This is a genomic window from Streptomyces sp. NPDC056160, assembly GCF_042268205.1.
GTDB lineage: Bacteria > Actinomycetota > Actinomycetes > Streptomycetales > Streptomycetaceae > Streptomyces.
Genome location: NZ_JBHJUW010000126.1, coordinates 1 through 26,335, shown reverse-complemented (window position 1 = coordinate 26,335; position 26,335 = coordinate 1). Strand labels below are relative to the sequence as shown.

Here is a 26,335-nt window from a genome sequence, read left to right as displayed (position 1 = left end):
GCGGCGTGCGGGTGGGGGGGGCGGGCCCCGTTGGTTAGACGGGGACGGGCCCTTCTGTGTGCACTTCCCTTCTCTGTCCGCTCGCTTCCCTTCTCCTTTTTCACTTCTCTGTTCGCCTTCGTCCGGACGTGCATCCGGAGTGTCGCGTTATGAACATTTCGTCCCTATAGCTGAGGATGTGCGCGCAGTCATCGTGTCGCATCCATTCGGCGGTGTCCGGCGGTGTCCGGCGGTGCACGACGGAGAGGGGTTCAGGATGGGCAGCGCGGCGTCATCGGTCTCGCTCCACGGTTTTGCGGTCGCACCACGGGGGCGCGGTTACCGCCCCGAGCAGGTGAACGCCTACGCGGACGCTCTCTTCGGCGACCGGGACGCCGCCTGGGAGCGGGCGGCGCGGCTGACCGTCCTGGCCAAGGACATGGAGGCCGAGCTGGCGGCCCTGCGGGAGACCGTCGCCGGCCTCGGTGAGCAGACCTACGAGTCCCTGGGGCAGGGCGCCCGGCGGCTGCTCGAACAGGGGCAGCAGGAGGCGCGCGCGGTGCGGGAGCGGGCGCGGCGCGAGGCGCACGAGACGGTGGAGTCGGCGCGCGCGTACGCGGACGGACTGCTCCGGGACGCGCGGGCGTACGCCGATGCCGTACGCGGTGAGGCGGACGAACGGGCTCGGCAGCGGCTCCTCGCGGCGCGGGCCGAGGCCGACGCGCTGCGGATCGCGGTCCGCCGTGACGTGAAGGCGCGTCGCGGCGAAGCGCTGGCCGCGCTGCGGGAGGTGCGGCGGCGCACCACCGGGATGCTCACCGAGCAGTCCCGCGAGCACTGCGCCCGGCTGGCCGAGGCGGAGCGGGAGGGGAGCGCGCGCCTGGCCGCGCTGGAGGCGGACCACGCCCGGCGGCTGTCGGCCGCCGAGGCGGCGCTGGCCGCGGCGGAGCAGGCGTTCGCTCAGGCCCGGGAGGCGGCGCGCCGGGCGCCGGAGGAGGCGCGGGCGCACGCCGCGGAGGTGCTGGACGAGGCGCGGCTGCGGGCGGAGCGGATCGCCCGGGAGACGGAGGAGGTGCTGCGCGAGCACGGGGAACTCTGGGACGACGTACGGGCGCAGATGGACACCGTGCAGAGCGACATCACCGCACTGACGGGGCGTGCGCGGGCGGAGTAGGCCGCGGCCCGCCGCCGCAGACGTCACACCGGCCCGCCGAGTCTCCACCCCCCGTCCTTGCCCCTCACGCGGCGGGAGGGTGGAGACTCGGCGGGCCGGTGGGTGGAGACAACCCTGAGACGGACTCCGCCTGCCGGGGGAGAGCCCCTAGGGGGAGGTCCGTACTTCGGGTCGGGGAGGGTTCGTACCGGCGGAGGACGAGACGGCCGGGCGCCGTCCTTAATCTGGCTTTACGCCGCTGGGGGGCGGCGGACCGCACCGACGGGGGTGGGGTTTTCCCCAGCGGAAGACTGCGCTGAGCACCAGCGCGCCGGGGGGCATGCGCACAGCAGACTCGTCGTCGTGACCGGCGCACGTCCCGCACACCACGCGGGGCGGCCGGCCCCGCACCCTGCTCACGGCCCATCGCCGCGCACCGCCCTGCTCGAAGCAAGACCGACATAGGAGACTTACCGTGACAACGGCTGTGACCATTCCCAGGCACGGGGGTACTGGAAGGCCCACGGCCGTCGCCGCACGGGCGCGGCAGGTCGTGAAGGCGTACGGGTCCGGGGAGACCCGGGTCGTCGCCCTCGACCACGTCGACGTGGACATCGCCCGCGGCCAGTTCACCGCGATCATGGGCCCCTCGGGGTCCGGCAAGTCCACGTTGATGCACTGCCTCGCCGGACTCGACACCGTGACGGGCGGTCAGATCTACCTCGACGAGACCGAGATAACCGGCCTGAAGGACAAGAAGCTCACGCAGCTGCGCCGGGACCGGATCGGCTTCATCTTCCAGGCGTTCAACCTGCTGCCGACGCTGAGCGCGATCGAGAACATCACCTTGCCGATGGACATCGCCGGCCGCAAGCCGGACCGGGCCTGGCTGGAGCGGGTGGTGGAGACGGTGGGTCTGGCCGGCCGGCTCAAGCACCGGCCCAACCAGCTCTCCGGCGGTCAGCAGCAGCGGGTCGCCGTGGCCCGCGCCCTGGCGGCGCGCCCCGAGATCATCTTCGGTGACGAGCCGACCGGGAACCTGGACTCCCGGGCGGGCGCCGAGGTGCTGGGCTTCCTGCGCCGGTCCGTCGACGAGCTGGGCCAGACGATCGTGATGGTCACGCACGACCCGGTGGCCGCCTCCTACGCCGACCGGGTGCTGTACCTCGCCGACGGCCGGATCGTCGACGAGATGTACCAGCCGACGGCCGAGCAGGTCCTGGACCGCATGAAGGACTTCGACGCCCGGGGGCGTACGTCATGACCGTCCTGAGGACCTCCCTGCGCAATTTCTTCGCGCACAAGGGGCGCATGGCGCTCTCCGCGGTCGCCGTGCTGCTGTCGGTGGCGTTCGTCTGCGGGACGCTGGTGTTCACCGACACCATGAACACGACGTTCGACAAGCTGTTCGCGGTGACGGCGACCGACGTGACCGTCCTGCCGAAGACCGCCAAGGGCGACGAGAGCCCGCAAAGCGGGGTGCCCGAGACGCTGCCGGCCGCCACGCTGGACCGGGTCCGGCACGCCGAGGGCGCCAAGATGGTCGAGGGCGGGGTCAGTTCGTCGAACGTGACCGTCGTCGACAGCCACAACAAGAACATGGGCTCCTCGAACGGCGGTCCGACGATCGCGGGCAACTGGTCCGTCGTCAGCCAGAAGTCGATGGAGATCACCTCCGGGCACGCCCCGCACGGGCCGGGCGAGATGATGGTGGACGCCGACACCGCCGACAAGCACGACCTGAAGCTCGGCGACGAGCTGCGCACCATCGCGCAGACCGGTGACCTCAGGGCGCGGATCGTCGGCATCGCCACCTTCAAGGTGACCAACCCGGGCGCCGCCGTCGTCTACTTCGACACCGCCACCGCCCAGCGCGGACTGCTCGGCACGACCGGCCGGTTCACCGACATCTCGGTCACCGCGGCCTCCGGTGTCTCGGACGAGCAGCTCAAGCAGAACGTGGCGCGGACGCTGGGCACCGCCGGGACCGGGGCGGCCGCGTACAAGATCCAGACCGCCAAGGAGAACGCCGACGAGAACCGCAAGAGCCTCGGCTCGTTCATGGACGTCATCAAGTACGCCATGCTCGGCTTCGCCGGGATCGCCTTCCTGGTCGGCATCTTCCTGATCATCAACACGTTCAGCATGCTGGTCGCCCAGCGCACCCGGGAGATCGGCCTGATGCGGGCGATCGGCTCCTCCCGCAAGCAGGTCAACCGTTCGGTGCTCGTCGAGGCGCTGCTGCTCGGCTTCGTCGGCTCGGTCCTCGGGGTCGGCGCGGGCGTCGGTATCGCGATCGGGCTGATGAAGCTGATGGGCGCGGCGGGCATGGAGCTGTCCACCGACGACCTGACGATCAAGGCGACCACCCCGGTGGCCGGTCTGGTCCTCGGCATCGTCGTCACCGTCCTGGCCGCCTACCTCCCGGCCCGCCGCGCCGGCAAGGTCTCCCCGATGGCCGCGCTGCGCGACGCCGGTACGCCGGCCGACGGCAGGGCGGGCTGGGTGCGCGCCGTGATCGGGCTGGTCCTCACCGGCGCCGGTGCGGCCTCCCTGTACGCGGCGGCCACCGCGGACAAGGCGAGCGACGGCTCGGCGGTCCTCGGCCTCGGGGTGGTCCTGACCCTGATCGGGTTCGTCGTCATCGGTCCGCTGCTGGCGGCCGGGGTGGTCCGGGTGATGAGCGTGGTGCTGCTGCGGGCCTTCGGCCCGGTGGGCCGCATGGCCGAGCGCAACGCGCTGCGCAACCCGCGCCGCACCGGCGCCACCGGCGCGGCCCTGATGATCGGTCTCGCGCTGGTCGCCTGCCTGTCGGTCGTCGGCTCCTCGATGGTGGCCTCGGCCACCGACCAGCTGGACAAGTCGGTCGGCGCGGACTTCATCGTCGAGGGCAACCAGCGCATCGTCCCGCAGGCCGAGCAGGCCATGCGGCAGACGCCGGGGCTGGACCACGTCACCCGCTACAAGGCGCTCGACGTGACTCTGACCTCGCCGGACGGCAAGCGCGTCGACGACAACGTCACCGCCGCCGACCCCTCCTACGCCGACGACGTGCGTCGCACGGTCACCGAGGGCACCCTGAAGAACGCCTACGGCCCCGACGCCATGTCGGTCGGCTCGGACTACGCCAAGGCGCACGGCGTCCACGTCGGCGACACGCTCACCGTCGCCTTCAAGGGCGGGCGGACGGCACGGCTCAAGGTCGCCGCCGTCACCAGCGACGACACCGCCCTCGACAAGGGCGCCCGCTACCTGTCCATCACCACCATGGAGAAGTACGTCCCCAAGGACCGGGTCCCCGCGAACGTGATCATGTTCGCCAAGGCCAAGGACGGCCAGGAGAAGGAGGCGTACGCGGCGCTGAAGAAGTCCCTGGCGCAGTACCCGCAGTACCAGGTGCGTGACCAGACCGACTACAAGCAGGAGCTCAAGGACCAGATCGGCCAGCTCCTGAACATGGTCTACGGCCTGCTCGCCCTCGCGATCATCGTCGCGGTGCTCGGTGTGGTGAACACCCTGGCCCTCTCGGTGGTCGAGCGGACCCGGGAGATCGGCCTGATGCGGGCGATCGGACTGTCCCGCCGGCAGCTGCGGCGCATGATCCGCATGGAGTCCGTGGTGATCGCCCTGTTCGGCGCGCTGCTCGGCCTCGGCCTGGGCATGGGCTGGGGCGCCACCGCGCAGAAGCTGCTCGCCCTGGAGGGCCTGGGCGTCCTGGACATCCCCTGGCCGACGATCACCGGCGTCTTCGTCGGCTCGGCCTTCGTGGGCCTGTTCGCCGCGCTGATCCCGGCCTTCCGGGCCGGCCGGATGAACGTACTCAACGCGATCGCGACCGACTAGCGGCCGCGACAGGACCCCTCGTGCACGGGGGTCACGGGGAAAGCCGCCCGGGGGGCGGGAAGCCATGGGGGCTTCCCGCCCCCCGGGTGCGTACGTCGAGCCCGTCCGGCGTGTGAGGACGAGGCCGTCCAGGCCGAAGCGGGGTTCTGGGGGCGGCAGCCCCCAGGGACGGGGCGGGGCGGGGCGGGCGGGAAGGGCGGCGGGGGAGAGAACCCCGAGGCCCCCCACCCGCACCGGACACCCGTTCGACGCCACCACGTTATCCACAGCCCCACCACCCCCGCACCGGTCGTCGTACGCTGAAGGAACCCCCGGCCCGCACCCAGAGCCGGGCCCTTCGCGTTGCCCACCTCCGGACGGAAAGCCCCTCCATGAGCCTGCACGGTCTGCTCGACGCCGTCGTCAAGGACCCCGCCCTCGCGGAAGCGATCACCGCGGCCACGGACGGCAATCGGACGCACGTCGACCTCGTCGGCCCGCCCGCCGCCCGCCCCTTCGCGATCGCCGCCCTGGCCCGCGAGAGCGCCCGCCCGGTGCTCGCGGTGACGGCGACCGGCCGCGAGGCCGAGGACCTGGCGGCCGCCCTGCGCTCGCTGCTGCCGCAGCAGGGCGTCGTGGAGTACCCCTCCTGGGAGACGCTGCCGCACGAGCGGCTCAGCCCGCGCAGCGACACGGTGGGCCGCCGCCTCGCCGTGCTGCGCCGCCTGGCGCACCCGCGACCCGACGACCCCGAGACCGGCCCGGTCTCCGTCGTCGTCGCACCCATCCGCTCGGTGCTCCAGCCGCAGGTCAAGGGGCTGGGCGATCTGGAACCCGTGTCCTTGCGCACCGGGCAGACCGCCGACCTGAACGACATCGTCCAGGCCCTGGCGGCCGCCGCCTACGCGCGCGTGGAGCTGGTGGAGAAGCGCGGCGAGTTCGCCGTGCGCGGCGGCATCCTCGACGTGTTCCCGCCCACCGAGGAACACCCCCTGCGCATCGAGTTCTGGGGCGACGACGTAGAGGAGATCCGCTACTTCAAGGTGGCCGACCAGCGCTCCCTGGAGGTCGCCGAGCACGGCCTGTGGGCCGCGCCCTGCCGCGAGCTGCTGCTCACCGAGGACGTCCGCACGCGTGCGCGTGCCCTGGCCGAGCGCCACCCGGAGCTGGGCGAACTGCTCGGCAAGATCGCCGAGGGCATCGCGGTGGAGGGCATGGAGTCCCTGGCGCCGGTCCTCGTCGACGACATGGAGCTGCTGCTCGACGTGCTGCCCAAGGGCGCGATGGCCGTGGTGTGCGACCCGGAGCGGGTGCGCACGCGCGCGGCGGACCTGGTGGCCACCTCGCAGGAGTTCCTCCAGGCGTCCTGGGCCGCCACGGCCGGCGGAGGCGATGCGCCGATCGACGTCGGCGCGGCCTCCCTGTGGTCGATCGCGGACGTCCGGGAGAGGGCGCGTGAGCTGGACATGATGTGGTGGTCGGTGTCGCCGTTCGCCGCCGACGAGGCGGCCGAGGACACCGACACGCTGAAGCTGGGCATGCACGCCCCGGAGACGTATCGCGGCGACACCGCCAAGGCACTCGCCGACACCAAGGGCTGGCTCGCCGACGGCTGGCGCACGGTCTACGTCACCGAGGGCCACGGCCCGGCCGCCCGCACGGTCGAGGTGCTGGGCGGCGAGGGCATCGCGGCCCGCCTGGACGCGGACCTCGGCGAGGTGTCCCCGTCCGTGGTGCACGTGGCGTGCGGCTGCATCGACAACGGCTTCGTCGACGCGGCCATGAAGCTGGCGGTGCTCACCGAGACCGACCTGTCCGGCCAGCGCACCGCGAGCCGGGACGGCGTCCGCATGCCGGCCCGCCGCCGCAAGACCATCGACCCGCTCACTCTGGAGGCGGGCGACTACATCGTCCACGAGCAGCACGGCGTGGGCCGCTACATCGAGATGGTGCAGCGCACCGTGCAGGGCGCGACCCGCGAGTACCTGGTGGTGGAGTACGCCCCCGCCAAGCGCGGCCAGCCCGGCGACCGCCTCTACATCCCCACCGACCAGCTGGAGCAGATCACCAAGTACGTCGGCGGCGAGGCGCCCACCCTGCACCGCCTCGGCGGCGCCGACTGGACCAAGACCAAGGCGCGCGCGAAGAAGGCGGTCAAGGAGATCGCCGCCGACCTGATCAGGCTGTACTCGGCCCGGATGGCGGCCCCCGGGCACTCCTTCGGCGCCGACACGCCCTGGCAGCGCGAGCTGGAGGACGCCTTCCCGTACGCGGAGACGCCCGACCAGCTGACCACGATCGCCGAGGTCAAGGAGGACATGGAGAAGACGGTCCCGATGGACCGCCTGATCTGCGGCGACGTGGGCTACGGCAAGACGGAGATCGCGGTCCGTGCCGCCTTCAAGGCCGTCCAGGACGGCAAGCAGGTCGCGGTCCTGGTCCCGACCACGCTGCTGGTGCAGCAGCACTTCGGGACGTTCTCCGAGCGCTACGGGCAGTTCCCGGTGAACGTGAAGGCGCTCTCCCGCTTCCAGACCGACACCGAGGCGAAGGCGGTCCTCGAAGGCCTGCGCGAGGGCGCGGTGGACGTCGTCATCGGCACCCACCGGCTGTTCTCCTCCGAGACGAAGTTCAAGGACCTCGGTCTCGTCATCGTCGACGAGGAGCAGCGCTTCGGCGTCGAGCACAAGGAGCAGCTGAAGAAGCTGCGCGCCAACGTGGACGTGCTGACGATGTCCGCGACCCCGATCCCGCGCACCCTGGAAATGGCCGTGACGGGCATCCGCGAGATGTCCACGATCACCACCCCGCCCGAGGAGCGCCACCCGGTGCTCACCTTCGTCGGACCGTACGAGGAGAAGCAGATCGGCGCGGCCGTCCGCCGTGAGCTGCTGCGCGAGGGCCAGGTCTTCTACATCCACAACCGGGTGGAGTCCATCGACCGGGCGGCGGCCCGGCTGCGCGAGATCGTGCCCGAGGCGCGCATCGCCACCGCCCACGGCCAGATGTCGGAACAGGCGCTGGAGCAGGTCGTCGTGGACTTCTGGGAGAAGAAGTTCGACGTGCTGGTCTCCACGACGATCGTCGAGTCCGGCATCGACATCTCCAACGCCAACACCCTCATCGTCGAGCGCGGCGACAACTTCGGTCTCTCCCAGCTGCACCAGCTGCGCGGCCGGGTCGGCCGTGGCCGCGAGCGCGGTTACGCCTACTTCCTCTACCCGCCGGAGAAGCCGCTCACGGAGACCGCCCACGAGCGCCTGGCCACGATCGCCCAGCACACCGAGATGGGCGCGGGCATGTACGTGGCGATGAAGGACCTGGAGATCCGCGGCGCCGGAAACCTGCTGGGCGGCGAGCAGTCCGGCCACATCGCCGGCGTCGGTTTCGACCTGTACGTCCGCATGGTCGGCGAGGCGGTCGCGGACTACCGGCGCCAGCTGGAGACCGGCGGGATCGAGGAGGAGCCGCCGCTGGAGGTCAAGATCGAGCTGCCGGTCGACGCGCACGTCCCGCACGACTACGCGCCCGGTGAGCGCCTGCGCCTCCAGGCCTACCGCTCCATCGCCTCCGCCAACAGCGAGGAGGACGTCAAGGCCGTCCGCGAGGAACTGACCGACCGCTACGGCAAGTTGCCCGAGCCGGTGGAGAACCTGCTGCTGGTGGCCGGGCTGCGCATGCTCGCCCGCGCCTGCGGCGTCGGCGAGATCGTGCTCCAGGGCAACAACATCCGCTTCGCCCCGGTGGAGCTGCGCGAGTCCCAGGAGCTGCGCCTCAAGCGGCTCTACCCGGGCTCGGTGCTCAAGCCGGCCGCCCACCAGGTGCTCGTGCCCCGCCCCAAGACCGCGAAGGTCGGCGGCAAGCCGCTGGTCGGCCGCGAACTGCTGGGCTGGGTGGGCGAGTTCCTGGCCTCGGTGCTCGGGTCGTAACACTCGTTACGCCCTTTTCGCTCCTTTTGCCTCTGTGCGCCCCAACTGGGGCGCGCAACTTACTGGTTACCGTGGGCACAGGTAAGTCAGGCCCGCACGCACCAGGGGCGGGTCACGCAAGGCAAGGCAAGGGGAGGGCTCATGGGCGTAGAGGTGTGTCGGGTTGCTGGGGAGCGGGTGGGCGGCCGTGCGGTGGGGCGTCCGCTCGTGCGCGGTGGCCTGGCGGCGTGCGCCGCCGTGGCCCTCACCCTCGTAGCCGGGTGCAAGAGCGACGACGTCCACAGCGCCGGTCCCGCCACGCGCAGCGGCGCCCCGGGCCCGTCCTCCGACGGGCACTCCGTCAGCCCGCTGGCCAACCCGGACGGGACGAAGCCGGGCCTGGCGCCGCTGACCGGTGAGTCGGACCGGGCCGCGGCCCGCAAGCTCATAGGCACGGTGGCGACGAAGGGCCGCGGCCCCAAGACGGGGTACAAGCGGGACCAGTTCGGCTACGCCTGGATGGACTCCGTGAACGGCGTGCCGTTCGCGCACAACGGCTGCGACACCCGCGACGACGTACTGAAGCGCGACGGGCAGGACGTCAGCTTCCGCAAGGGATCGAACTGCGTGCTCGTGGCGCTGACCCTGCACGACCCCTACACCGGCAAGACGATCCAGTGGACGAAGGCGCACGCGGCCACCGTCCAGATCGACCATGTGATGCCGCTGTCCTACGACTGGCAGATGGGCGCCGCGCACTGGCCCAAGGAGAAGCGCGAGCAGATCGCCAACGACCCCCTGAACCTGCTCCCGGTCGACGGCCCCGCCAACTCCTCCAAGAGCGACTCCGGCCCGGCGACCTGGCTGCCGCCGAACAAGGGCATCCGGTGCGCGTACAGCGTGCGGTTCGCCCAGGTCTCGCTCAAGTACGAGCTGCCGGTGACGACGGCGGACAAGCAGGCGATGCTGAGGCAGTGCGGCGGCTGAGCCGACCGCCGGCCCGGTTCAGCGCGCCTGGCGCTTGAGGGCGTCGAGGAAGGTGCTGAAGGCGGGGGCCGGGAAGGTGAGGGTGGCGCGGGCGGGGGCTTTCGAGTCGCGGACGGCTGTGTGGGTGGGGGAGGTCGCGATCTCCACGCACTCGTTGCCGTCTCCCTCGCCGGAGTACGACGACTTCCGCCAGTCATAGGGAAGGATCATGGGTGCCTCACAGCTCTTTTGTAAGCCGGTGGATGAAGTCTCGTGACCGGTCGGGCTCCAGTGATACCGCCTCCACTTTACGGAACCGTGTTCGGTAGATGTTGAGCTGAGCAGCGGAGTCGATGAACACCGATCCGTGGGGCGCATCGCGGACGACAGTGTCCAACTGAGGCAAGGGGCCACCCACGTACGTCATCGTGCTCGATGCGCTGGCGAAACCGTCCAGGTCGAACGGGATGACGCGTACGGTGATGTGGTCGGCGTCCGAAAGCTTGAGGAGCCGAGTGAGCTGAGCCCTTGAGGTGGAATGGTCGCCGACCCTGATACGCAGCGCCGCCTCATGGATCACCGCCTCGTACTCGGCGGTGAACTCCTGGCGCGCTTTCCTGTGCTGGATGCGCAACTCCAGTTCTTCGGCAGTCAGTTCCGGCAGTCTGGACGAGAAGACCGCACGTGCGTAGTCCTCCGTCTGCAGGAGGCCAGGCACGTAGAGGATCGCCACGTGGCGAAGGAACCGGGCGTGGTGCTCCAGCTCCGACAGGTCCAGGAACGACGTGGGCAGCAGTCCCCGGTACTCCTCCCACCAGCCGCGTGTCCGATCCGTGGCCATCGCCACCAGCGCATCGATGAACTCGGTGTCCGTGCAGGCGTAATGGGACGCCATACGTCGGATCCGCTGCTCGCTCACGCCCGCGAGCGCGGACTCGATGTTGGTGATCTGGGCGGGGCTCACCCCCAGCAGCGCCGCCGCTTGGCGGGCGTTGAGGCCGGCCGCCTCTCGGAGTCTGCGCAGCTCAGACGCCAGGCGCATCTGGCGTGCCGTTGGTTGGCGCCTCAAGGCCATTCGCTGCTCCTTGGTTCCCAACGCGCATAGCAGCGCGACCCGTTAGGGGTCACTTTACGCGAGCCGCTTGCAAGACATGTAGATACATACCTACTGTCGGTGAAGCGACGCACACCCTGCGAAACGCCGGGGTCACCGGAAGCGCACCGCTCCGTCCTGTCATGACGGCTGCGGCAATGCCACCGCCCGGACACCGCAGCGGAATCCAGGAACCTCACCCCTCACTCGACGGACGGAGTCCCGCCATGCCCGAGAACAGCCAAGCCCCCACCGATCCCTGGGAGTACTGCCTCTACCTCCCCAACGACCTCCGCGCCGTCACCGTCAGCCGCCGCACCCTCCGCCTCATCCTGACCATGCACGGCCTGATCCGGCTGGTCGACGTGGCCGAGCTGCTCGCGACCGAGCTGGTCTCCAACGCCGTACGGCACACCAAGGGGCCCGCCGCCCTGCGGGTGCGCTGGGCGGCGGGCGTGCTGCGGATCGGGGCCTGGGACGCGGACCCCGCGCCGCCGGAGCCGCCGGTGCCGTTGGAGGAGGTCGCCGAGTCGGAGGAAGGGCGCGGGCCGGCGCTGGTCAGGGCCTGCGCGGACCTGTGGGGGTGGCAGCCGCTGGCCAGGGAGGGCAACCGCGGCAAGGTCGTCTGGTGCGAACTGAACGCGGCCTAACGACCGTACGGATACCCGTACGGCCCCGGCGCCGCCGCCCGCGCGGGCCCGTACGCGGGCGGAGCCCCCTGCGGCGACCGCTTGTCGAACAGGGCGAACAGCAGCATCAGCGCGGCCACGAGCATGCAGCCGATGATGACGAGGCCGAGCAGGAGGTCGTCCTGTCCCTGGTCGGGCATGAGGGCGATCCAGGCCACCGTCACGCACTCGTACAGCAGGAACGAGGCGAACGCCCCCCAGTCCGAGCCCCGCCCCCGGCGGATCGCCACGTACAGGAAGGGCACCCACATGAGCATGCCCAGCGAGCCCCAGGCGAGGACCACCCAGGCGATCCGCTGGAACCAGCCGGCTTCGAGGCGTTTCTCCACGTCGATCTCATCCCCCCACACGGTCCGCCCCGGTCGGGCACGGACACAGCAGGGGGCAAGATTAAGCCACGGGGCGAAGGGCGGGTCTCGCAAAGACCCCGGGTGCCCCAGCGGTCGGGAAGCCGCCTTGCAGGCGGCTCGACGTGTCTCCGGTGTCCCCGATCGACAAGGCGGCCGATTTTGCTGTCGCTTGGGGAAAAAGTGTGACGCAGGAGGGATTATGTTTCCCGTTCGCACAACCGGCATCGGCTAGCGTGCGATCCGCTTCAGGCGCGGGGAAGCGGCGGCGGACTGACCGTGCGCGCCACGCCAGGGGACCTGAAGACACTTCCAGCGGACGTACGTCGCATGACCACCGCCGTACGCGCTCCAGCACACCCGTGCGCCTGTACTGCACGCGCACGCCAAGAACATAGGGGTGGGGATGGCCGAGCACCGGCATTCCAAGAAGCGCAGGTACATCACCTGGGCGGTGGCAGGGGCCGCGGTCGTCGCGGGCGGCGGCATCGCCGCGCAGACCTCGATGGCCGCCACCGGCTGGCCCGCGCAGAAGACGTTCACCGGCCGCGCCTTCGACACCTGCACCGCGCCCTCGCTCAACGCGATGAAGGCCTGGCGCACCGACGGCTACTACGGCGCCGCCGCGGTCTACGTCGGCGGCCGGAACCGCGGCTGCGCCCAGCCCAACCTCACCTCCTCCTGGGTGAAGTCGGTCAGCTCCGCGGGCTGGAAGCTCGTCCCGCTCTACGTCGGCGCCCAGCCTCCGTGCCAGAAGAGCGCCAACCCGGAGAAGCTCACCGCCTCCAACGCCGGCTCCCTCGGCACCGCAGACGCCAAGGACGCCGTGGCCAAGGCGTCCGCGCTCGGCATGAAGGCCGGCAGCCCGATCTACCTCGACATGGAGCCGTACGACGTCACGAACAAGTCGTGCAACGACGCGGTGCTGGCCTACGTCCGGGCCTTCGACAAGCAACTGCGGGCCAAGACCTACCGCGCGGGCTTCTACGGCTTCACCAGTTCCAGCGCGAAGGCCATCGCCACCGCGGGCAGCAAGACCGACCTGCCCGGCAACCTCTGGTACGCGCTGTGGGACAAGAAGGAGACCACCACCGCGGACTGGCCCTTCGGCAGGACCCAGTTCACCGACCACAGCCGGGCCCACCAGTACCTGGTGAACAGCAAGGAGACGCGCCGCGGCTACACCCTCACCGTCGACCGCGACGCGTGGGACGCTCCGGTGGCGATCGTCGGCTGACCCCTCGCGGCGCGACGCACGGGCTCGCGCGCGGCGGAGAGTGACGCGACGGTGCCCGAAGTCGCGGTGAATCGTTGGTCCAATGGCTTGGCCGGAGCACGGCCGCTGCCTACCATCGATCACCGCAAGACTTTGTGCACCGTCGCACAATCTCCAATCGGGAGGTTCACTTGCACCGCCGCCGTCGCACCGCGCTCGTCCTGTCCGCCGCGATCGTCGCCGCGGCCCCCGTCCTCACCGCCTGCGGAGGCCAGGCGCATCCCGGCGCCGCGGCCGTCGTGGGCAAAGAGCGGATCACCGTCGCGCAACTGCAGAGCCGGGTGGACGAGGTGCGCCGGGCGCAGCGGGCGGCGGTGGCCGACGAGAGCCAGTACCAGCAGGCGGTCGCCCGGACCGGCACGCTGAACCGGGACACCCTGCACCAGATGGTGCTGGACCGGGTCCTGGACCAGGCCGCCCGGGACGCCGGCGTCACCGCCGACGGCCGGGAGGTGCAGACGATGCGCTCCGGACTCGAACAGCAGGCGGGCGGCACCAAGGCGCTGGAGACGGCCTGGTTGCAGCAGTACGGGGTGGCGCCGCAGCGCCTGGACGACAACCTCCGCCTCCAGGTCGAGGCGCAGAAGCTCGCGGCGAAACTGCACACGGACCCCAGCCGGCCGGCCTTCTGGAACGCCCTGTCCGCCGCTTCCCGCGAACTCCACGTCGACGTGAACCCGCGCTACGGCGCCTGGGACGTGCAGAAGGGCGGCGTCGCGGCGAAGACACCGTGGCTGCGGGACGTCTCGACGCCGCCCGCCACGCAGCAGACGGCCTGACGCACGCCGCCGCGCAGCGGACGGCCTGTCGCGCGCCCGCCGCGCAGCGGACGCCCTGACGCACGCCCGCCGCGCAGCAGACGGACTGACGCATGCCGCCGCCGGGCGGACAGCCTGCTGACCGGCGGGGCGCACGCGGGCCCCGGCCTGTGGACAACTCCTCGGGCCGTCGGCGGCGTGCGTTACGTTCGAAGCGTGAACACGACCTCCGCCCACACCACCGGGGCCACCGGGACCGCCCCCGCCGGACGCATCGTCCTGCTCACCACCAGCCACCGGGTCGCCCCCGGCCTGCTGTCCTGGCCCGCCTGGCAGGCGCTGCGCACGGCCGACCGGGTGCTGTGCGCGGACGGGGCGCACCCGCAGCTGCCGTATCTGCGCGAGGCGGGCGTCACCGTGGCCGAGGCCTCGCCCAGCGCCGAGGAACTGGTCGGCGCCTGCGCCGGCGGTCGTACGGTCGTGGTCGTGGCGACGGGTGAAGGTGAGCCCGCCCTCACCGACGGCCTCGCCCGGCTCGCCGGCTCCGGCCGCCTCGCCATGCCGGAACTGGAACTGCTCCCCGCCTCCTACGACCTGCCCGGCGCACGCCTGCTCGACCTGGTGCAGGTCATGGACCGCATCCGCGCCGAATGCCCGTGGTCGTCCCGGCAGACCCACCAGGGCCTGGCGAAGTACGGCATCGAGGAGGCGTACGAACTGGTCGAGGCGATCGAGGACGGCGACCGGGACGCACTGCGCGAGGAGCTGGGGGACGTCCTGCTCCAGGTCGTCTTCCACTCCCGGATCGCCGAGGACGACCCCGAGGCCCCGTTCTCCGTCGACGACGTCGCCGCCGGCATCGTCGCCAAGCTGATCCACCGCCATCCGCACGTCTTCGGCGAGGAGAGCGCCGCGACACCGGAGGAGGTCAAGGAGCACTGGCGGCGCACCAAGGCCGAGGAGAAGCAGCGCGCGTCCGTCACGGACGGCGTACCCCTCCACCAGCCCGGCCTCGCCCTCGCGGCGAAACTCGCGTCCCGGGCGCGCACGGCGGGGCTTGACGTACCGCTGCCCCAGGGCGAGGACATCGGCTACGAACTGCTGGCCCTGGCCGCCCGCGCCGAGGCGGAGGGCACCGACCCGGAAACAGCCCTGCGAGCTGCGGCGCGCGCCTACAGAGACGCGATCAAGCAGAAGGAGACGGAGAAGGAGAGGGGGGAGGAGAAGGGAGAGGAGGACTGAAGTTCCCCCGAGGCGCGCGGGGAACCGCACGGCCGGCTCCCCCCCCCACGGCCCCCACCCGACGACGCCACCTCTGCGCCCTTGCACCCCCGGCGACTACTGTCGCCCCCATGCACGACCAGCCGGACACCCCCTCCTCCGCCACCACCCCGCCCCCTCTCTTCACCTGGGAATTCGCGAGCGACCCCTACCCCGCGTACGCCTGGCTGCGCGAGCACGCCCCCGTGCACCGGACCCGGCTGCCCAGCGGAGTGGAGGCCTGGCTGGTCACCCGGTACGCCGACGCCCGGCAGGCCCTGGCCGACTCCCGGCTGTCCAAGAACCCCGCCCACCACGACGAGCCCGCGCACGCCAAGGGCAAGACGGGCATCCCGGGCGAGCGCAAGGCCGAGCTGATGACGCATCTGCTCAACATCGACCCGCCGGACCACACCCGGCTGCGCCGCCTGGTCAGCAAGGCGTTCACGCCCCGCAGGGTCGCCGAGTTCGCGCCGCGCGTGCAGGAGCTGGCCGACGGCCTCATCGCCTCCTTCGCCGGGCGCGGGACCGCCGACCTCATCCACGAGTTCGCCTTCCCGCTGCCCATCTACGCCATCTGCGACCTGCTCGGCGTCCCGCGCGAGGACCAGGACGACTTCCGGGACTGGGCGGGCATGATGATCCGGCACGGCAAGGGGCCCCGGGGCGGGGTGGCCCGTTCGGTGAAGAAGATGCGCGGCTACCTGGCCGAGCTGATCCACCGCAAGCGCGAGGCCCTGCCCGCCGAGCCCACCCCGGGCGAGGACCTCATCTCCGGCCTGATCCGCGCCTCCGACCACGGCGAGCACCTCACGGAGAACGAGGCCGCCGCGATGGCCTTCATCCTCCTGTTCGCCGGTTTCGAGACGACCGTCAACCTCATCGGCAACGGCACGTACGCCCTGCTCACCCACCCCGGCCAGCGGGAGCGGCTGCAGACGTCCCTGGCCGGTGGCGACAGCGGCCTGCTGGAGACCGGCGTGGAGGAGCTGCTGCGCTTCGACGGGCCGGTGGAACTGGCCACCTGGCGGTTCGCCACCCGGCCGCTCACCCTGGGCGGGCAGGACATCGCCGCGGGCGATCCGGTGCTGGTGGTCCTCGCCGCCGCCGACCGCGACCCGGAGCGGTTCGCCCACCCCGACACCCTGGACCTCGGCCGCCGCGACAACCAGCACCTGGGCTACGGCCACGGCATCCACTACTGCCTGGGCGCCCCGCTCGCCCGCCTGGAGGGCCAGACCGCGCTGGCCACCCTCCTCACCCGGCTGCCCGACCTGCAACTCGACGCGGACCCGGCCGACTTGCGCTGGCGCGGCGGACTCATCATGCGCGGACTGCGGACCCTGCCTGTCCGTTTCACCCCGGCACCGCCCGCCTGACAGTGGCCGGAAAATGATCCCCCGGGGGGCTCTACACCCCGTGCCGGCAGCAGTAAAGATGACACACGCTCAACTATGTGATGTTCACGTGATCTGCGCGGCATTAACTTGTGACAAGTGATCGTCACCCGATACTTTCACCCATCAGCGTGACGCCGGGGCGTCCCCGCCCCGCCGCCGCGCGGTCACTGCTGTCGTGCGAAAGGTCTCCGCATGCTCTCCGGGAACGGTCGTCACCGTCGCCCCCGTCAGGCTCCGGCCCTCATCGTCGCCGCCGGAGTGACCGGATCGGCCATCGCCATCCCGCTGGTCGCCGCCAGTGGCGCGAGCGCGGCCGACGGCACCACGTGGGACAAGGTGGCCCAGTGCGAGACCGGCGGCTCCTGGAGCGCCGACAACGGCCACGGCTACTACGGCGGTCTGCTGCTGACCCAGGACGACTGGGAGAGGTACGGCGGCCTGTCCTACGCGCCGAGTGCCGACCAGGCCAGCCGCTCCCAGCAGATAGCCGTGGCCGAGAAGATCCTCGCCGACCGGGGGCCCGGCGCCTGGCACACCTGCGGTCTGCTCACCGGGCTCACCAAGAGCTCCGGTGCGGCCCATGTCGACACGGGCGTGGGCGGCGACTCGTCGTCCTCGAACTCGAAGTCCGGCTCGAACGGCGCCAACGGGTCCTCCGGTTCGTCGCACTCCTCCGGATCAACCGGAACGAGTGGGAAATCCGGAACGTCGGGATCATCCGGAACCTCCGACGGCACCGGCCGGTCCGACGACTCCGACGGCTCAGGAGGTTCCGACAGCTCCGGCGTGAACGACCCCGGTCTGTCCGATGATTCGCAGAGCGGTGCGGGCGACTCGTCCGGTTCGTCCGACCCTTCGGCGAACACCGACGGGACTGCCGGCTCGTCACACGGGACCGGTGCGCCGGGCAACTCCACCACGAAGCCCTCCCCTTCGGGCTCTTCGGACTCTTCGGGCTCCTCGGATACTTCGGGCTCTTCATCTCCGAACCAGGGCAACTCGTCCAAGTCCGACACGTCCCACGCACCGGGCACGTCCGAGGGCACCCCCTCGGCGGGCGCCGGCGACACCGGCGGCTACGGCAACTCCGGTTCCGCCGAGGACTACAGGCAGACCGCCGGCTCCTCGGCCCTCGTCGACACCGGTGCGCTCGGCGGCGGCCGGCACCGCGGCGGCAGCGCCGACGAGGGCGCCACGGAGGGCCGTACGGGCGGCCGGCACGCCTCTCGTGACGGAGGCGCCGCACACACCGCCTCCGCCGCCTCCTACACCGTCCGCACCGGTGACTCCCTCACGTCCATCGCCGACTCCCTTGACCTCCACGGCGGATGGCACGCCCTCTACGACGCGAACAAGGGTGCTGTCGGCGCCGACCCCGACCACATCGTCGCCGGTCAGAGCCTGGATGTCCCCACTGAAAACACCCAGAAATAGGGGGAGTTCAGGTCACACTTCGCGCCGAATGTCCCATTCGGTGAAAGTGTGGGATGAGTCTCAGAAGCCCTGATCGTCTTTGAAATCCGGCGGATCACCTGTCTACGGTCATGACCGCTCGCCACCGCGAGCCCCGGCTGCCGCAACGCCGAATCCTGCCAGCGGCCGTACGGGAACAGTCGTCGCTTCGAGCGCCGTAGGCAGGAGCGGGGGACCCAAGGTAAGTGCCGCGCCGGGAAGTCGACCGGAGCGGCTGGGGGTGAAGCCGTGCCTCCCCAAAGGCACGGCCGGGCAACTCAACCGGCCCGAACCCGACAGCTCACCTCGCAGGCGTCGGTGAGGGGATCCTTCCATGCTGTTTTCCGGCAAGGGCAAGCATCGTCGTCCGTCCAAGGCCACCCGCGCCATCGCACTCGCCGGTGTCACCGGCGTCGCCGTCGCCGGCCCGCTGATGGCGGCCGGCAACGCCTCCGCCGCCACCTCCTCCGAGTGGGACGCGGTCGCCCAGTGCGAGTCCGGCGGCAACTGGTCCATCAACACCGGCAACGGCTTCTACGGCGGCCTGCAGTTCACCAACTCCACCTGGGCCGCGTACGGCGGCACCGCCTACGCCTCGCGCGCCGACCTGGCGAGCAAGTCGCAGCAGATCTCCGTCGCCGAGAAGGTGCTCGCGGGCCAGGGCAAGGGTGCCTGGCCGGTCTGCGGCAAGGGCCTGTCCGGCGCCTCCTCCAGCGGCGGCAGCAGCTCGTCGTCGTCCTCGTCGTCCTCCTCTTCCTCTTCGTCCTCCTCCTCGTCGTCCTCGTCGTCCTCGTCGAGCAGCAGCTCCAAGAGCAGCACCTCGACCCGTTCGACCGAGCAGCGTGCCGCCGACCGTTCCGAGACGCGTCCGGCCCCGAAGAAGACCGTCACCACCCCGACCGGCAAGAAGGTCAAGAAGGGCGACGGCGAGTACAAGGTGGCAGCCGGCGACACCCTCAGCTCCATCGCCGCCGAGCACGGCGTGCGGGGCGGCTGGGAGAAGCTGTTCCACCTGAACAAGGACATCGTCGACGACGCCGACCTCATCTACCCGGGCCAGCAGCTGCACCTGAAGTGACAGCGGCCCGCTAGCAGGGCCCCAGGCCCTCCCCAGGCGCGGCCCCCATCATGGAGGCCGCGTGGGGTCACCCCCCCGTCCCCACGGGCTCCCCGCCCCGGTGCGTGTTCCCCCGTACGCACCGGGGCGGGGCTTTTTCGCTTTCCGTTCGTGTCCCCGTCCCCGCGCCCTTTGTTCCGTACTGGAACAATGTGTACCGTCACCCTGTCCACGGGACGGTCGGTCGGCCGACCGGCGGCCCGGGACGGTTAGGCTCTAGTCGCAAGGCACCGCCGCAAGGCAGCCGCCCCGCACTTTCAGCGTCACATCCACGAAGGAGATGCTCGTGCCGTCCATCGACGTCGTCGTAGCCCGGGAAATCCTGGACTCCCGAGGCAACCCCACGGTCGAGGTCGAGGTCGGCCTCGACGACGGCAGCACGGGTCGTGCCGCCGTCCCGTCCGGCGCCTCCACCGGCGCCTTCGAGGCCATCGAGCTGCGCGACGGTGACCCGAACCGCTACCAGGGCAAGGGCGTCGAGAAGGCCGTCCTCGCCGTGATCGAGCAGATCGGCCCGGAGCTGGTCGGCTACGACGCCACCGAGCAGCGCCTGATCGACCAGGCCATGTTCGACCTGGACGCCACCGACAACAAGGGCTCGCTCGGCGCCAACGCCATCCTCGGCGTCTCGCTCGCCGTCGCCCACGCCGCCTCCGAGGCCTCCGACCTCCCGCTCTTCCGCTACCTGGGCGGCCCCAACGCGCACCTGCTGCCGGTGCCGATGATGAACATCCTGAACGGCGGCTCGCACGCCGACTCCAACGTGGACATCCAGGAGTTCATGATCGCCCCGATCGGCGCGGAGTCCTTCTCCGAGGCCCTGCGCTGGGGCACCGAGGTCTACCACACCCTCAAGAAGGTCCTGAAGAACAAGGGTCTGGCCACCGGCCTCGGCGACGAGGGCGGCTTCGCCCCGAACCTCGGCTCCAACCGCGAGGCCCTCGACCTCATCCTCGAGGCCGTCAAGGAAGCCGGTTACGCCCCGGGCGAGCAGATCGCCCTGGCCCTCGACGTCGCCGCCTCCGAGTTCTACAAGGACGGCAAGTACCTCTTCGAGGGCAAGGAGCGCTCCGCCGCCGAGATGACGGAGTACTACGAGGAGCTGGTCGCGGCCTACCCGCTGGTCTCCATCGAGGACCCGCTGTTCGAGGACGACTGGGCCGGCTGGAAGGTCATCACCGACAAGCTCGGTGAGAAGGTCCAGCTCGTCGGTGACGACCTGTTCGTCACCAACCCCGAGCGCCTGGCCCGTGGCATCGAGGAGGGCACCGCCAACGCCCTGCTGGTGAAGGTGAACCAGATCGGTTCGCTGACCGAGACCCTGGACGCCGTCGAGCTGGCCCAGCGCAACGGCTTCAAGTGCATGATGTCCCACCGCTCCGGTGAGACCGAGGACGTCACCATCGCCGACCTCGCCGTCGCCACCAACTGCGGCCAGATCAAGACCGGCGCCCCGGCCCGCTCCGAGCGCGTCGCCAAGTACAACCAGCTGCTGCGCATCGAGGAGATCCTCGACGACGCCGCGGTGTACGCCGGCCGCAGCGCCTTCCCGCGCTTCAAGGGCTGAGCCGCACCACGCCTGAAGGGCTGAGCCGCACCACGGCCGGGCCGAGCCGCAAAGGGTGAGGCTTCGCCAGTCGTCCGTACGTCCCCGCACCCGGTCCCGTACCGTGTCCGGGGACGTACGCGCGTGTGCGGCACGTACGAGGTGACCAACGGGAGGCGCGACGATGGCCGTGAAGGACCGGGACCGGTTCTCCACCGCGACCAGGCTCAGGCTGCTCGGCGAGCAGACCGCGGCCCGTGTCTACCGCTCCCAGACCCGGCGGCAGGCCCGCCGGTCCCGGCTCACCGGGCGCGCCGCGCTGCTCGCGCTCGTCGTGTGCTCGCTGGTGGTCGCCCTTGCCTACCCGATGCGCCAGTACGTCGCCCAGCGCGCCGACATCGCCGACCTCAGGCGGCAGAAGGCGCAGGCACAGCAGCGGGTCGAGCAGTTGCGCGACCTGAAGGCGCGCTGGCGGGACGACGCCTACGCCGAGCAGCAGATCCGGCAGCGGCTGCACTACGTGCTCCCCGGGGAGACCGGCTACACCATGGTCGAGCCGGGCCCGGTCAAGCGCTCCCGCGCCGAACACGGGGCGGCCCGCCGCCCCTGGTACACCAACGTCTGGTACGGCGTCGACAAGGCCGACGCCGCCCACCAGTGAACCGACAGAGAGATTTCCCCACAGGCATGGAAACGCCCCCGCCGCCCACCCCGCGCACCGAACCCACCGACGCGGACGTCGAGGCCTTCAAGCAGCAGCTCGGACGGCCGCCGCGCGGGCTGCGCGCGATCGCGCACCGCTGCCCGTGCGGGCAGCCGGACGTCGTGGAGACGGCCCCGCGGCTGCCCGACGGCACGCCCTTCCCGACGCTGTACTACCTGACGTGCCCGCGGGCCGCGTCGGCGATCGGCACGCTGGAGGCCGACGGCGTGATGAAGGAGATGACCGAGCGGCTGGCCGCCGATCCCGAGCTGGCGGCGGCCTACCGGGCCGCGCACGAGGACTACGTCCGGCGCCGGGACGAGATCGAGGAGCTGACGGGCTTTCCGAGCGCGGGCGGCATGCCGGACCGGGTCAAGTGCCTGCACGTCCTGGTGGCGCACTCCCTGGCCGCCGGGCCGGGCGTGAACCCGCTGGGCGACGAGGCCATCGCGATGCTGCCCGAGTGGTGGCGCAAGGGCCCGTGCGTGACGGTGCCCGAGAACCACGAGAACCACGAGAACCACGAGGCCCACGAGGAGAAGAGCCAGTGACCCGGGTCGCCGCCGTCGACTGCGGTACGAACTCCATCCGCCTGCTGGTCGCGGACGCGAATCCGGCAACGGGTGAACTCACCGACCTGGACCGGCGCATGACGATCGTGCGGCTCGGCCAGGGCGTCGACCGCACCGGCCGGCTCGCCCCCGAGGCACTGGAGCGCACCTTCGCGGCCTGCCGTGAGTACGCGCAGGTCATCAAGGAGTACGGCGCCGAGCGGCTGCGTTTCGTGGCCACCTCCGCCTCCCGCGACGCCGAGAACCGGGACGAGTTCGTGCGCGGGGTGGTGGACATCCTCGGTGTCGAGCCCGAGGTCATCTCCGGTGACCAGGAGGCGGAGTTCTCGTTCACGGGTGCGACGAAGGAACTGACGGGGCGTGACGACCTCGCCAAGCCGTTCCTGGTGGTCGACATCGGCGGCGGCTCCACGGAGTTCGTGGTGGGCGGCGACCACGTGCGCGCCGCCCGCTCGGTGGACGTGGGCTGCGTCCGGATGACCGAGCGTCACCTGGTCCGGGACGGGGTGGTGAGCGACCCGCCCACCGAGGAGCAGATCGCGGCCATAAGGGCCGACATCGAGGCGGCCCTCGACCTCGCCGAGGAGACGGTCCCGCTGCGCGAGGCGCACACGCTGGTGGGTCTGGCCGGGTCGGTGACGACCGTGTCGGCGATCGCGCAGGACCTGCCCGAGTACGACTCGGCGCGCATCCACCACTCCCGCCTCTCCCACGACCGCGTCCGCGAGATCACCACGTCCCTGCTGCACGCCACGCACGCGGAGCGCGCGGCGATCCCGTCGATGCACCCGGGCCGGGTCGACGTGATCGGAGCGGGCGCCCTGGTGCTGCTCTCGATCATGGAACGCATCGGCGCCGAGGAGGTCGTGGTCAGCGAGCACGACATCCTGGACGGGATCGCCTGGTCGGTGGCGTAGCCCCCGTGACGCCTTGTCGGAAAACTTCGTGAAGTTCTTCACAAGGAATTGGCTCCGGGGCCGCCGCCGAAGGGGTGCCGACGGTCCCCGCGGGGGCTCAGCGGGAGGGTGAGGGTGCTCAGGGGAGCGCCACACGGGGGTGGCGAACGGGGGGCGGGAGGGCTCTTCGCCGGGCCCCCGGCGAGCCGGAGCGGCAGCTCACGCGGCCTTGACAACGGTCAGAACCGGATTCCGGTTCCCTTCCGCCACCATGATCTCGGTCACGCGGGCCGCGGAGTTTAGCACAGGCACTTGCGAACCTTGTGAAGGGGCGCACGAGGTACCCCCCTGGGACGGGTGGATACTCGATGCCATGAGCACCACGGAGCGTCCCAGGATCCTCGTAGTAGGCGGTGGGTACGTAGGCCTGTACGCAGCTCGGCGCATTCTCAAGAAGATGCGCTACGGAGAGGCGACCGTCACGGTCGTCGACCCCCGGTCGTACATGACCTACCAGCCCTTCCTCCCCGAAGCCGCCGCCGGCAGCATCTCCCCGCGTCACGTCGTCGTCCCGCTGCGACGCGTGCTCCCCAAGGCGGAGGTCCTCACCGGCCGGGTCACCACCATCGACCAGGACCGCAAGGTCGCCACGATCGCCCCGCTGGTCGGCGAGGCGTACGAGCTGCCCTTCGACTACCTGGTCATCGCCATGGGCGCGGTCTCCCGCACCTTCCCGATCCCCGGCCTCGCCGAGCAGGGCATCGGCATGAAGGGCATCGAGGAGTCCATCGGCCTGCGCAACCACGTCCTCGAGCAGCTCGACAAGGCCGACTCGACCACCGACGAGGAGATCCGCCGCAAGGCGCTCACCTTCGTCTTCGTCGGCGGCGGCTTCGCCGGCGCGGAGACCATCGGTGAGGTCGAGGACATGGCCCGGGACGCGGCCAAGTACTACACCAACGTGTCCCGCGAGGACATGCGCTTCATCCTGGTCGACGCCGCCGACAAGATCCTTCCCGAGGTCGGCCCCAAGCTCGGCCTGTACGGCAAGGAGCACCTGGAGAGCCGCGGTGTGGAGATCTACCTCTCCACCTCCATGGACTCCTGTGTCGACGGCCACGTCGTGCTGAAGAACGGACTCGAGGTCGACTCCAACACCATCGTGTGGACGGCCGGCGTCAAGCCCAACCCGGTGCTCTCCCGCTTCGGCCTGCCGCTGGGCCCGCGCGGTCACGTCGACTGCGCGCCGACCCTCCAGGTGCAGGGCACCGACTACATCTGGGCCGCGGGCGACAACGCCCAGGTCCCGGACCTCGTCGGCCGCAAGGCGGGCAACGAGAACGCCTGGTGCCCGCCGAACGCCCAGCACGCGCTGCGCCAGGCCCGTGTCCTCGGCGACAACGTGGTCTCCGGTATGCGGGGCTTCCCGCAGAAGGACTACAGCCACGCCAACAAGGGCGCGGTCGCGGGTCTCGGCCTGCACAAGGGCGTCGCGATGATCGTCATGGGCAAGATGAAGATCAAGCTCAAGGGCCGTCTCGCCTGGTACATGCACCGCGGCTACCACGGCATGGCCATGCCGACCTGGAACCGCAAGATCCGCGTCTTCGCGGACTGGACCCTCGGCATGTTCCTCAAGCGCGAGGTCGTCTCGCTCGGCGCCATGGAGAACCCCCGCGAGGAGTTCTACGAGGCCGCCAAGCCCGCCCCGGTCGCCGCCGCGCCGAAGACCGAGGAGAAGGCCAAGGCGTCCTGACGCCCGGCCGCCGCAGTCCCTGAGCCGCGCTCACCAAGACGCTCCCTGCGAGCCGTACTCCCCGAGCCGCGCTCCCTGAAGGGGCCACCCGCCATCCGTGGTGCGGGCGGCCCCTTCGGCGTTCCCGGAGGGTTCCCGGACACCGGGGGGCCGCACTCCGGAAGCCGGACCCGGGACACCGCAATACGTGGTTGCTGCATCTACTTTGCCCAGTCGTAACCCGCTTGCGGGACTGCGCGAAGGCCCTCCTGGTGTTTACGTGGTGGATGACATCCGGCGTTCGCCGTCACGGAGGTGTGCACCATGCCCGACGCCGCGCTGCGGCTCACGAGACTGCTCGAACAGTTGCTGGGGACACCGATCCCGGTGCGCATCCGCGCCTGGGACGGTACGGAGGCAGGGCCGCCCGGGGCGCCCGTACTCGTCGTACGCAACCGCCGCGCCCTGCGCCGGCTGCTGTTCAAGCCCGGGGAACTGGGCCTGGCCCGTGCCTGGGTCTCCGGTGACCTGACCGTGGAGGGAGACCTCTACACCGCCCTCGGCCTGCTCTCCGGACTGATCTGGGAGCGCGGCGAGGACGCCCCCGGCCTCACCCGGGCCCTGCGCGACCCGTCGGTGCGGTCCGCGGTGGCCGGTCTGGTGAAGATGGCCGGCCCGCCGCTGCCGCCCGCCCCGCCCGCCGAGGAGGTCCGCCGCCCCGGCCACCTGCACACCAAGCGCACCGACAGACAGGCCATCAGCCACCACTACGACGTCGGCAACGACTTCTACGAACTCGTCCTCGGCCCGTCCATGGTGTACTCCTGCGCCTACTGGCCGGCCCCGGAGCCGGGCGCCACCCTCGAAGAGGCCCAGCGCGACAAGCTCGAACTCATCAGCCGCAAGCTCGACCTGAAGCCCGGTCAGCGACTGCTCGACGTGGGCTGCGGCTGGGGCTCCATGGCCATCCACGCGGCCCGCGAGCACGGCGTGAGCGTCGTCGGCGTCACCCTCTCCCAGGAGCAGGCGGCGTACGCCAGGAAGCGTGTCGCCGACGAGGGGCTGACCGACCGGGTGGAGATCCGCGTCCAGGACTACCGGGACGTGTCCGACGGACCGTACGACGCCATCTCCTCCATCGGCATGGCCGAACACGTCGGCGCCGCCCGCTACCTGGAGTACACCAACGACCTGTACGCCCTGCTCAAGCCCGGCGGGCGGCTCCTCAACCACCAGATCGGCCGCCGCCCGCAGCGCGACGAGTCGGCCTACCGGGTGGACGAGTTCATCGACGCCTACGTCTTCCCGGACGGCGAACTCGCCCCGATCGGCACCACCGTCACCCAACTGGAGCGCGCCGGGTTCGAGGTCCGCGACGTGGAGGCGATCCGCGAGCACTACGCGCTCACCCTGCGCCGCTGGGTGGCCAACCTGGAGGCGGACTGGGACCGCGCCGTACGGCTCACCAGCCCCGGCCGCGCCCGCGTCTGGCGGCTGTACATGGCGGCCTCCGCGCTCGCCTTCGAACGCAACCGCATCGGCGTCAACCAGGTGCTCGCCGTGAAGACGCCCGAATCGGGTGACTCGGGGATGCCGCTGCGCGCCCGCACGTGGGGCGCGCCCGGCGCGTAGCCGGCGGGGCGCGCACCGATGGGCGAGGGGC

General features: G+C 71.1%; 21 protein-coding genes and 1 riboswitch. Of the genes, 18 read left to right on the top strand and 3 right to left on the bottom strand.

The genetic code is table 11. The features are described 5' to 3' along the window. Positions 1-256: 256 nt before the first annotated feature. From ACFC02_RS33115 to ACFC02_RS33095, 5 genes are all read left to right on the top strand, one after another. The gene (locus ACFC02_RS33115) at positions 257-1,153 is read left to right on the top strand and encodes a cellulose-binding protein (protein WP_376365361.1); all 897 of its coding nucleotides are present in this window, start codon (positions 257-259) and stop codon (positions 1,151-1,153) included. Between the two features lie 454 nt (positions 1,154-1,607). Continuing rightward, entirely contained in the window at positions 1,608-2,396 is a 789-nt protein-coding gene (locus ACFC02_RS33110) for an ABC transporter ATP-binding protein (RefSeq protein WP_376365359.1), read from the top strand. Next, complete coding sequence (locus tag ACFC02_RS33105) at positions 2,393-4,975, top strand: ABC transporter permease (protein ID WP_376365357.1); 2,583 nt, start codon at positions 2,393-2,395, stop codon at positions 4,973-4,975. The genes ACFC02_RS33110 and ACFC02_RS33105 overlap by 4 nt, the downstream gene beginning before the upstream one ends. 371 nt (positions 4,976-5,346) lie before the next feature. Further along, complete coding sequence (gene mfd / locus ACFC02_RS33100) at positions 5,347-8,883, top strand: transcription-repair coupling factor (RefSeq protein WP_376365355.1); 3,537 nt, start codon at positions 5,347-5,349, stop codon at positions 8,881-8,883. 192 nt (positions 8,884-9,075) lie between these two features. Continuing rightward, entirely contained in the window at positions 9,076-9,849 is a 774-nt protein-coding gene (locus ACFC02_RS33095) for an HNH endonuclease family protein (RefSeq protein ID WP_376365353.1), read from the top strand. Between the two features lie 18 nt (positions 9,850-9,867). Here the strand turns inward: ACFC02_RS33095 and ACFC02_RS33090 are convergent, their stop codons facing one another. Both ACFC02_RS33090 and ACFC02_RS33085 read right to left on the bottom strand, forming a co-directional pair. Then, positions 9,868-10,059 (bottom strand): DUF397 domain-containing protein, encoded by a 192-nt coding sequence (locus ACFC02_RS33090; protein ID WP_376365351.1) that lies wholly within the window; start codon positions 10,057-10,059, stop codon positions 9,868-9,870. A gap of 7 nt (positions 10,060-10,066) precedes the next feature. Further along, complete coding sequence (locus ACFC02_RS33085; protein WP_376365349.1) at positions 10,067-10,903, bottom strand: helix-turn-helix transcriptional regulator; 837 nt, start codon at positions 10,901-10,903, stop codon at positions 10,067-10,069. Between the two features lie 245 nt (positions 10,904-11,148). Between ACFC02_RS33085 and ACFC02_RS33080 the strand changes: the two genes are divergently transcribed. Further along, positions 11,149-11,571, top strand: a complete 423-nt coding sequence (locus ACFC02_RS33080; RefSeq protein ID WP_376365348.1) for an ATP-binding protein — start codon at positions 11,149-11,151, stop codon at positions 11,569-11,571. Here the strand turns inward: ACFC02_RS33080 and ACFC02_RS33075 are convergent. Further along, on the bottom strand, positions 11,568-11,939 hold the full coding sequence (locus tag ACFC02_RS33075) for a hypothetical protein (RefSeq protein ID WP_376365346.1): 372 nt from the start codon (positions 11,937-11,939) through the stop codon (positions 11,568-11,570). The two genes, ACFC02_RS33080 and ACFC02_RS33075, sit on opposite strands and share 4 nt — an antisense overlap. A gap of 424 nt (positions 11,940-12,363) precedes the next feature. Between ACFC02_RS33075 and ACFC02_RS33070 the strand changes: the two genes are divergently transcribed. From ACFC02_RS33070 to ACFC02_RS33015, 12 genes are all read left to right on the top strand, one after another. Next, positions 12,364-13,194 (top strand): glycoside hydrolase domain-containing protein, encoded by an 831-nt coding sequence (locus ACFC02_RS33070; protein WP_376365344.1) that lies wholly within the window; start codon positions 12,364-12,366, stop codon positions 13,192-13,194. A 170-nt stretch (positions 13,195-13,364) separates the two neighbouring features. Next, positions 13,365-14,012, top strand: a complete 648-nt coding sequence (locus ACFC02_RS33065; protein ID WP_376365341.1) for a SurA N-terminal domain-containing protein — start codon at positions 13,365-13,367, stop codon at positions 14,010-14,012. Between the two features lie 195 nt (positions 14,013-14,207). Further along, positions 14,208-15,233 (top strand): nucleoside triphosphate pyrophosphohydrolase, encoded by a 1,026-nt coding sequence (locus ACFC02_RS33060; protein WP_376365339.1) that lies wholly within the window; start codon positions 14,208-14,210, stop codon positions 15,231-15,233. A gap of 110 nt (positions 15,234-15,343) precedes the next feature. Then, a complete protein-coding gene (locus tag ACFC02_RS33055) occupies positions 15,344-16,630 on the top strand; it encodes a cytochrome P450 (RefSeq protein ID WP_376365337.1) in 1,287 nt (428 codons plus the stop codon). A 279-nt stretch (positions 16,631-16,909) separates the two neighbouring features. After that, on the top strand, positions 16,910-18,085 hold the full coding sequence (locus ACFC02_RS33050; protein WP_376365335.1) for a transglycosylase family protein: 1,176 nt from the start codon (positions 16,910-16,912) through the stop codon (positions 18,083-18,085). A 182-nt stretch (positions 18,086-18,267) separates the two neighbouring features. After that, positions 18,268-18,433: riboswitch (cyclic di-AMP (ydaO/yuaA leader) on the top strand. A 4-nt stretch (positions 18,434-18,437) separates the two neighbouring features. Beyond that, positions 18,438-19,181, top strand: coding sequence for a transglycosylase family protein (locus ACFC02_RS33045; protein ID WP_376365333.1), 744 nt, complete (start codon positions 18,438-18,440; stop codon positions 19,179-19,181). 325 nt (positions 19,182-19,506) lie between these two features. Further along, a complete protein-coding gene (eno, locus tag ACFC02_RS33040; RefSeq protein ID WP_376365331.1) occupies positions 19,507-20,787 on the top strand; it encodes a phosphopyruvate hydratase in 1,281 nt (426 codons plus the stop codon). 163 nt (positions 20,788-20,950) lie between these two features. Continuing rightward, a complete protein-coding gene (locus ACFC02_RS33035) occupies positions 20,951-21,427 on the top strand; it encodes a septum formation initiator family protein (RefSeq protein WP_376365329.1) in 477 nt (158 codons plus the stop codon). Positions 21,428-21,453: 26 nt separating this feature from the next. After that, entirely contained in the window at positions 21,454-22,020 is a 567-nt protein-coding gene (locus tag ACFC02_RS33030) for a DUF501 domain-containing protein (RefSeq protein ID WP_376365327.1), read from the top strand. Beyond that, positions 22,017-22,958, top strand: a complete 942-nt coding sequence (locus tag ACFC02_RS33025; protein WP_376365325.1) for an exopolyphosphatase — start codon at positions 22,017-22,019, stop codon at positions 22,956-22,958. Before ACFC02_RS33030 ends, ACFC02_RS33025 begins: the two co-directional genes overlap by 4 nt. 352 nt (positions 22,959-23,310) lie before the next feature. After that, a complete protein-coding gene (locus ACFC02_RS33020; RefSeq protein WP_360976783.1) occupies positions 23,311-24,693 on the top strand; it encodes an NAD(P)/FAD-dependent oxidoreductase in 1,383 nt (460 codons plus the stop codon). 303 nt (positions 24,694-24,996) lie between these two features. Next, positions 24,997-26,304 carry a class I SAM-dependent methyltransferase gene (locus ACFC02_RS33015; protein WP_376365323.1) on the top strand — a complete coding sequence of 436 codons (1,308 nt, stop codon included), beginning with the start codon at positions 24,997-24,999 and terminating at the stop codon, positions 26,302-26,304. Positions 26,305-26,335: the final 31 nt, after the last annotated feature.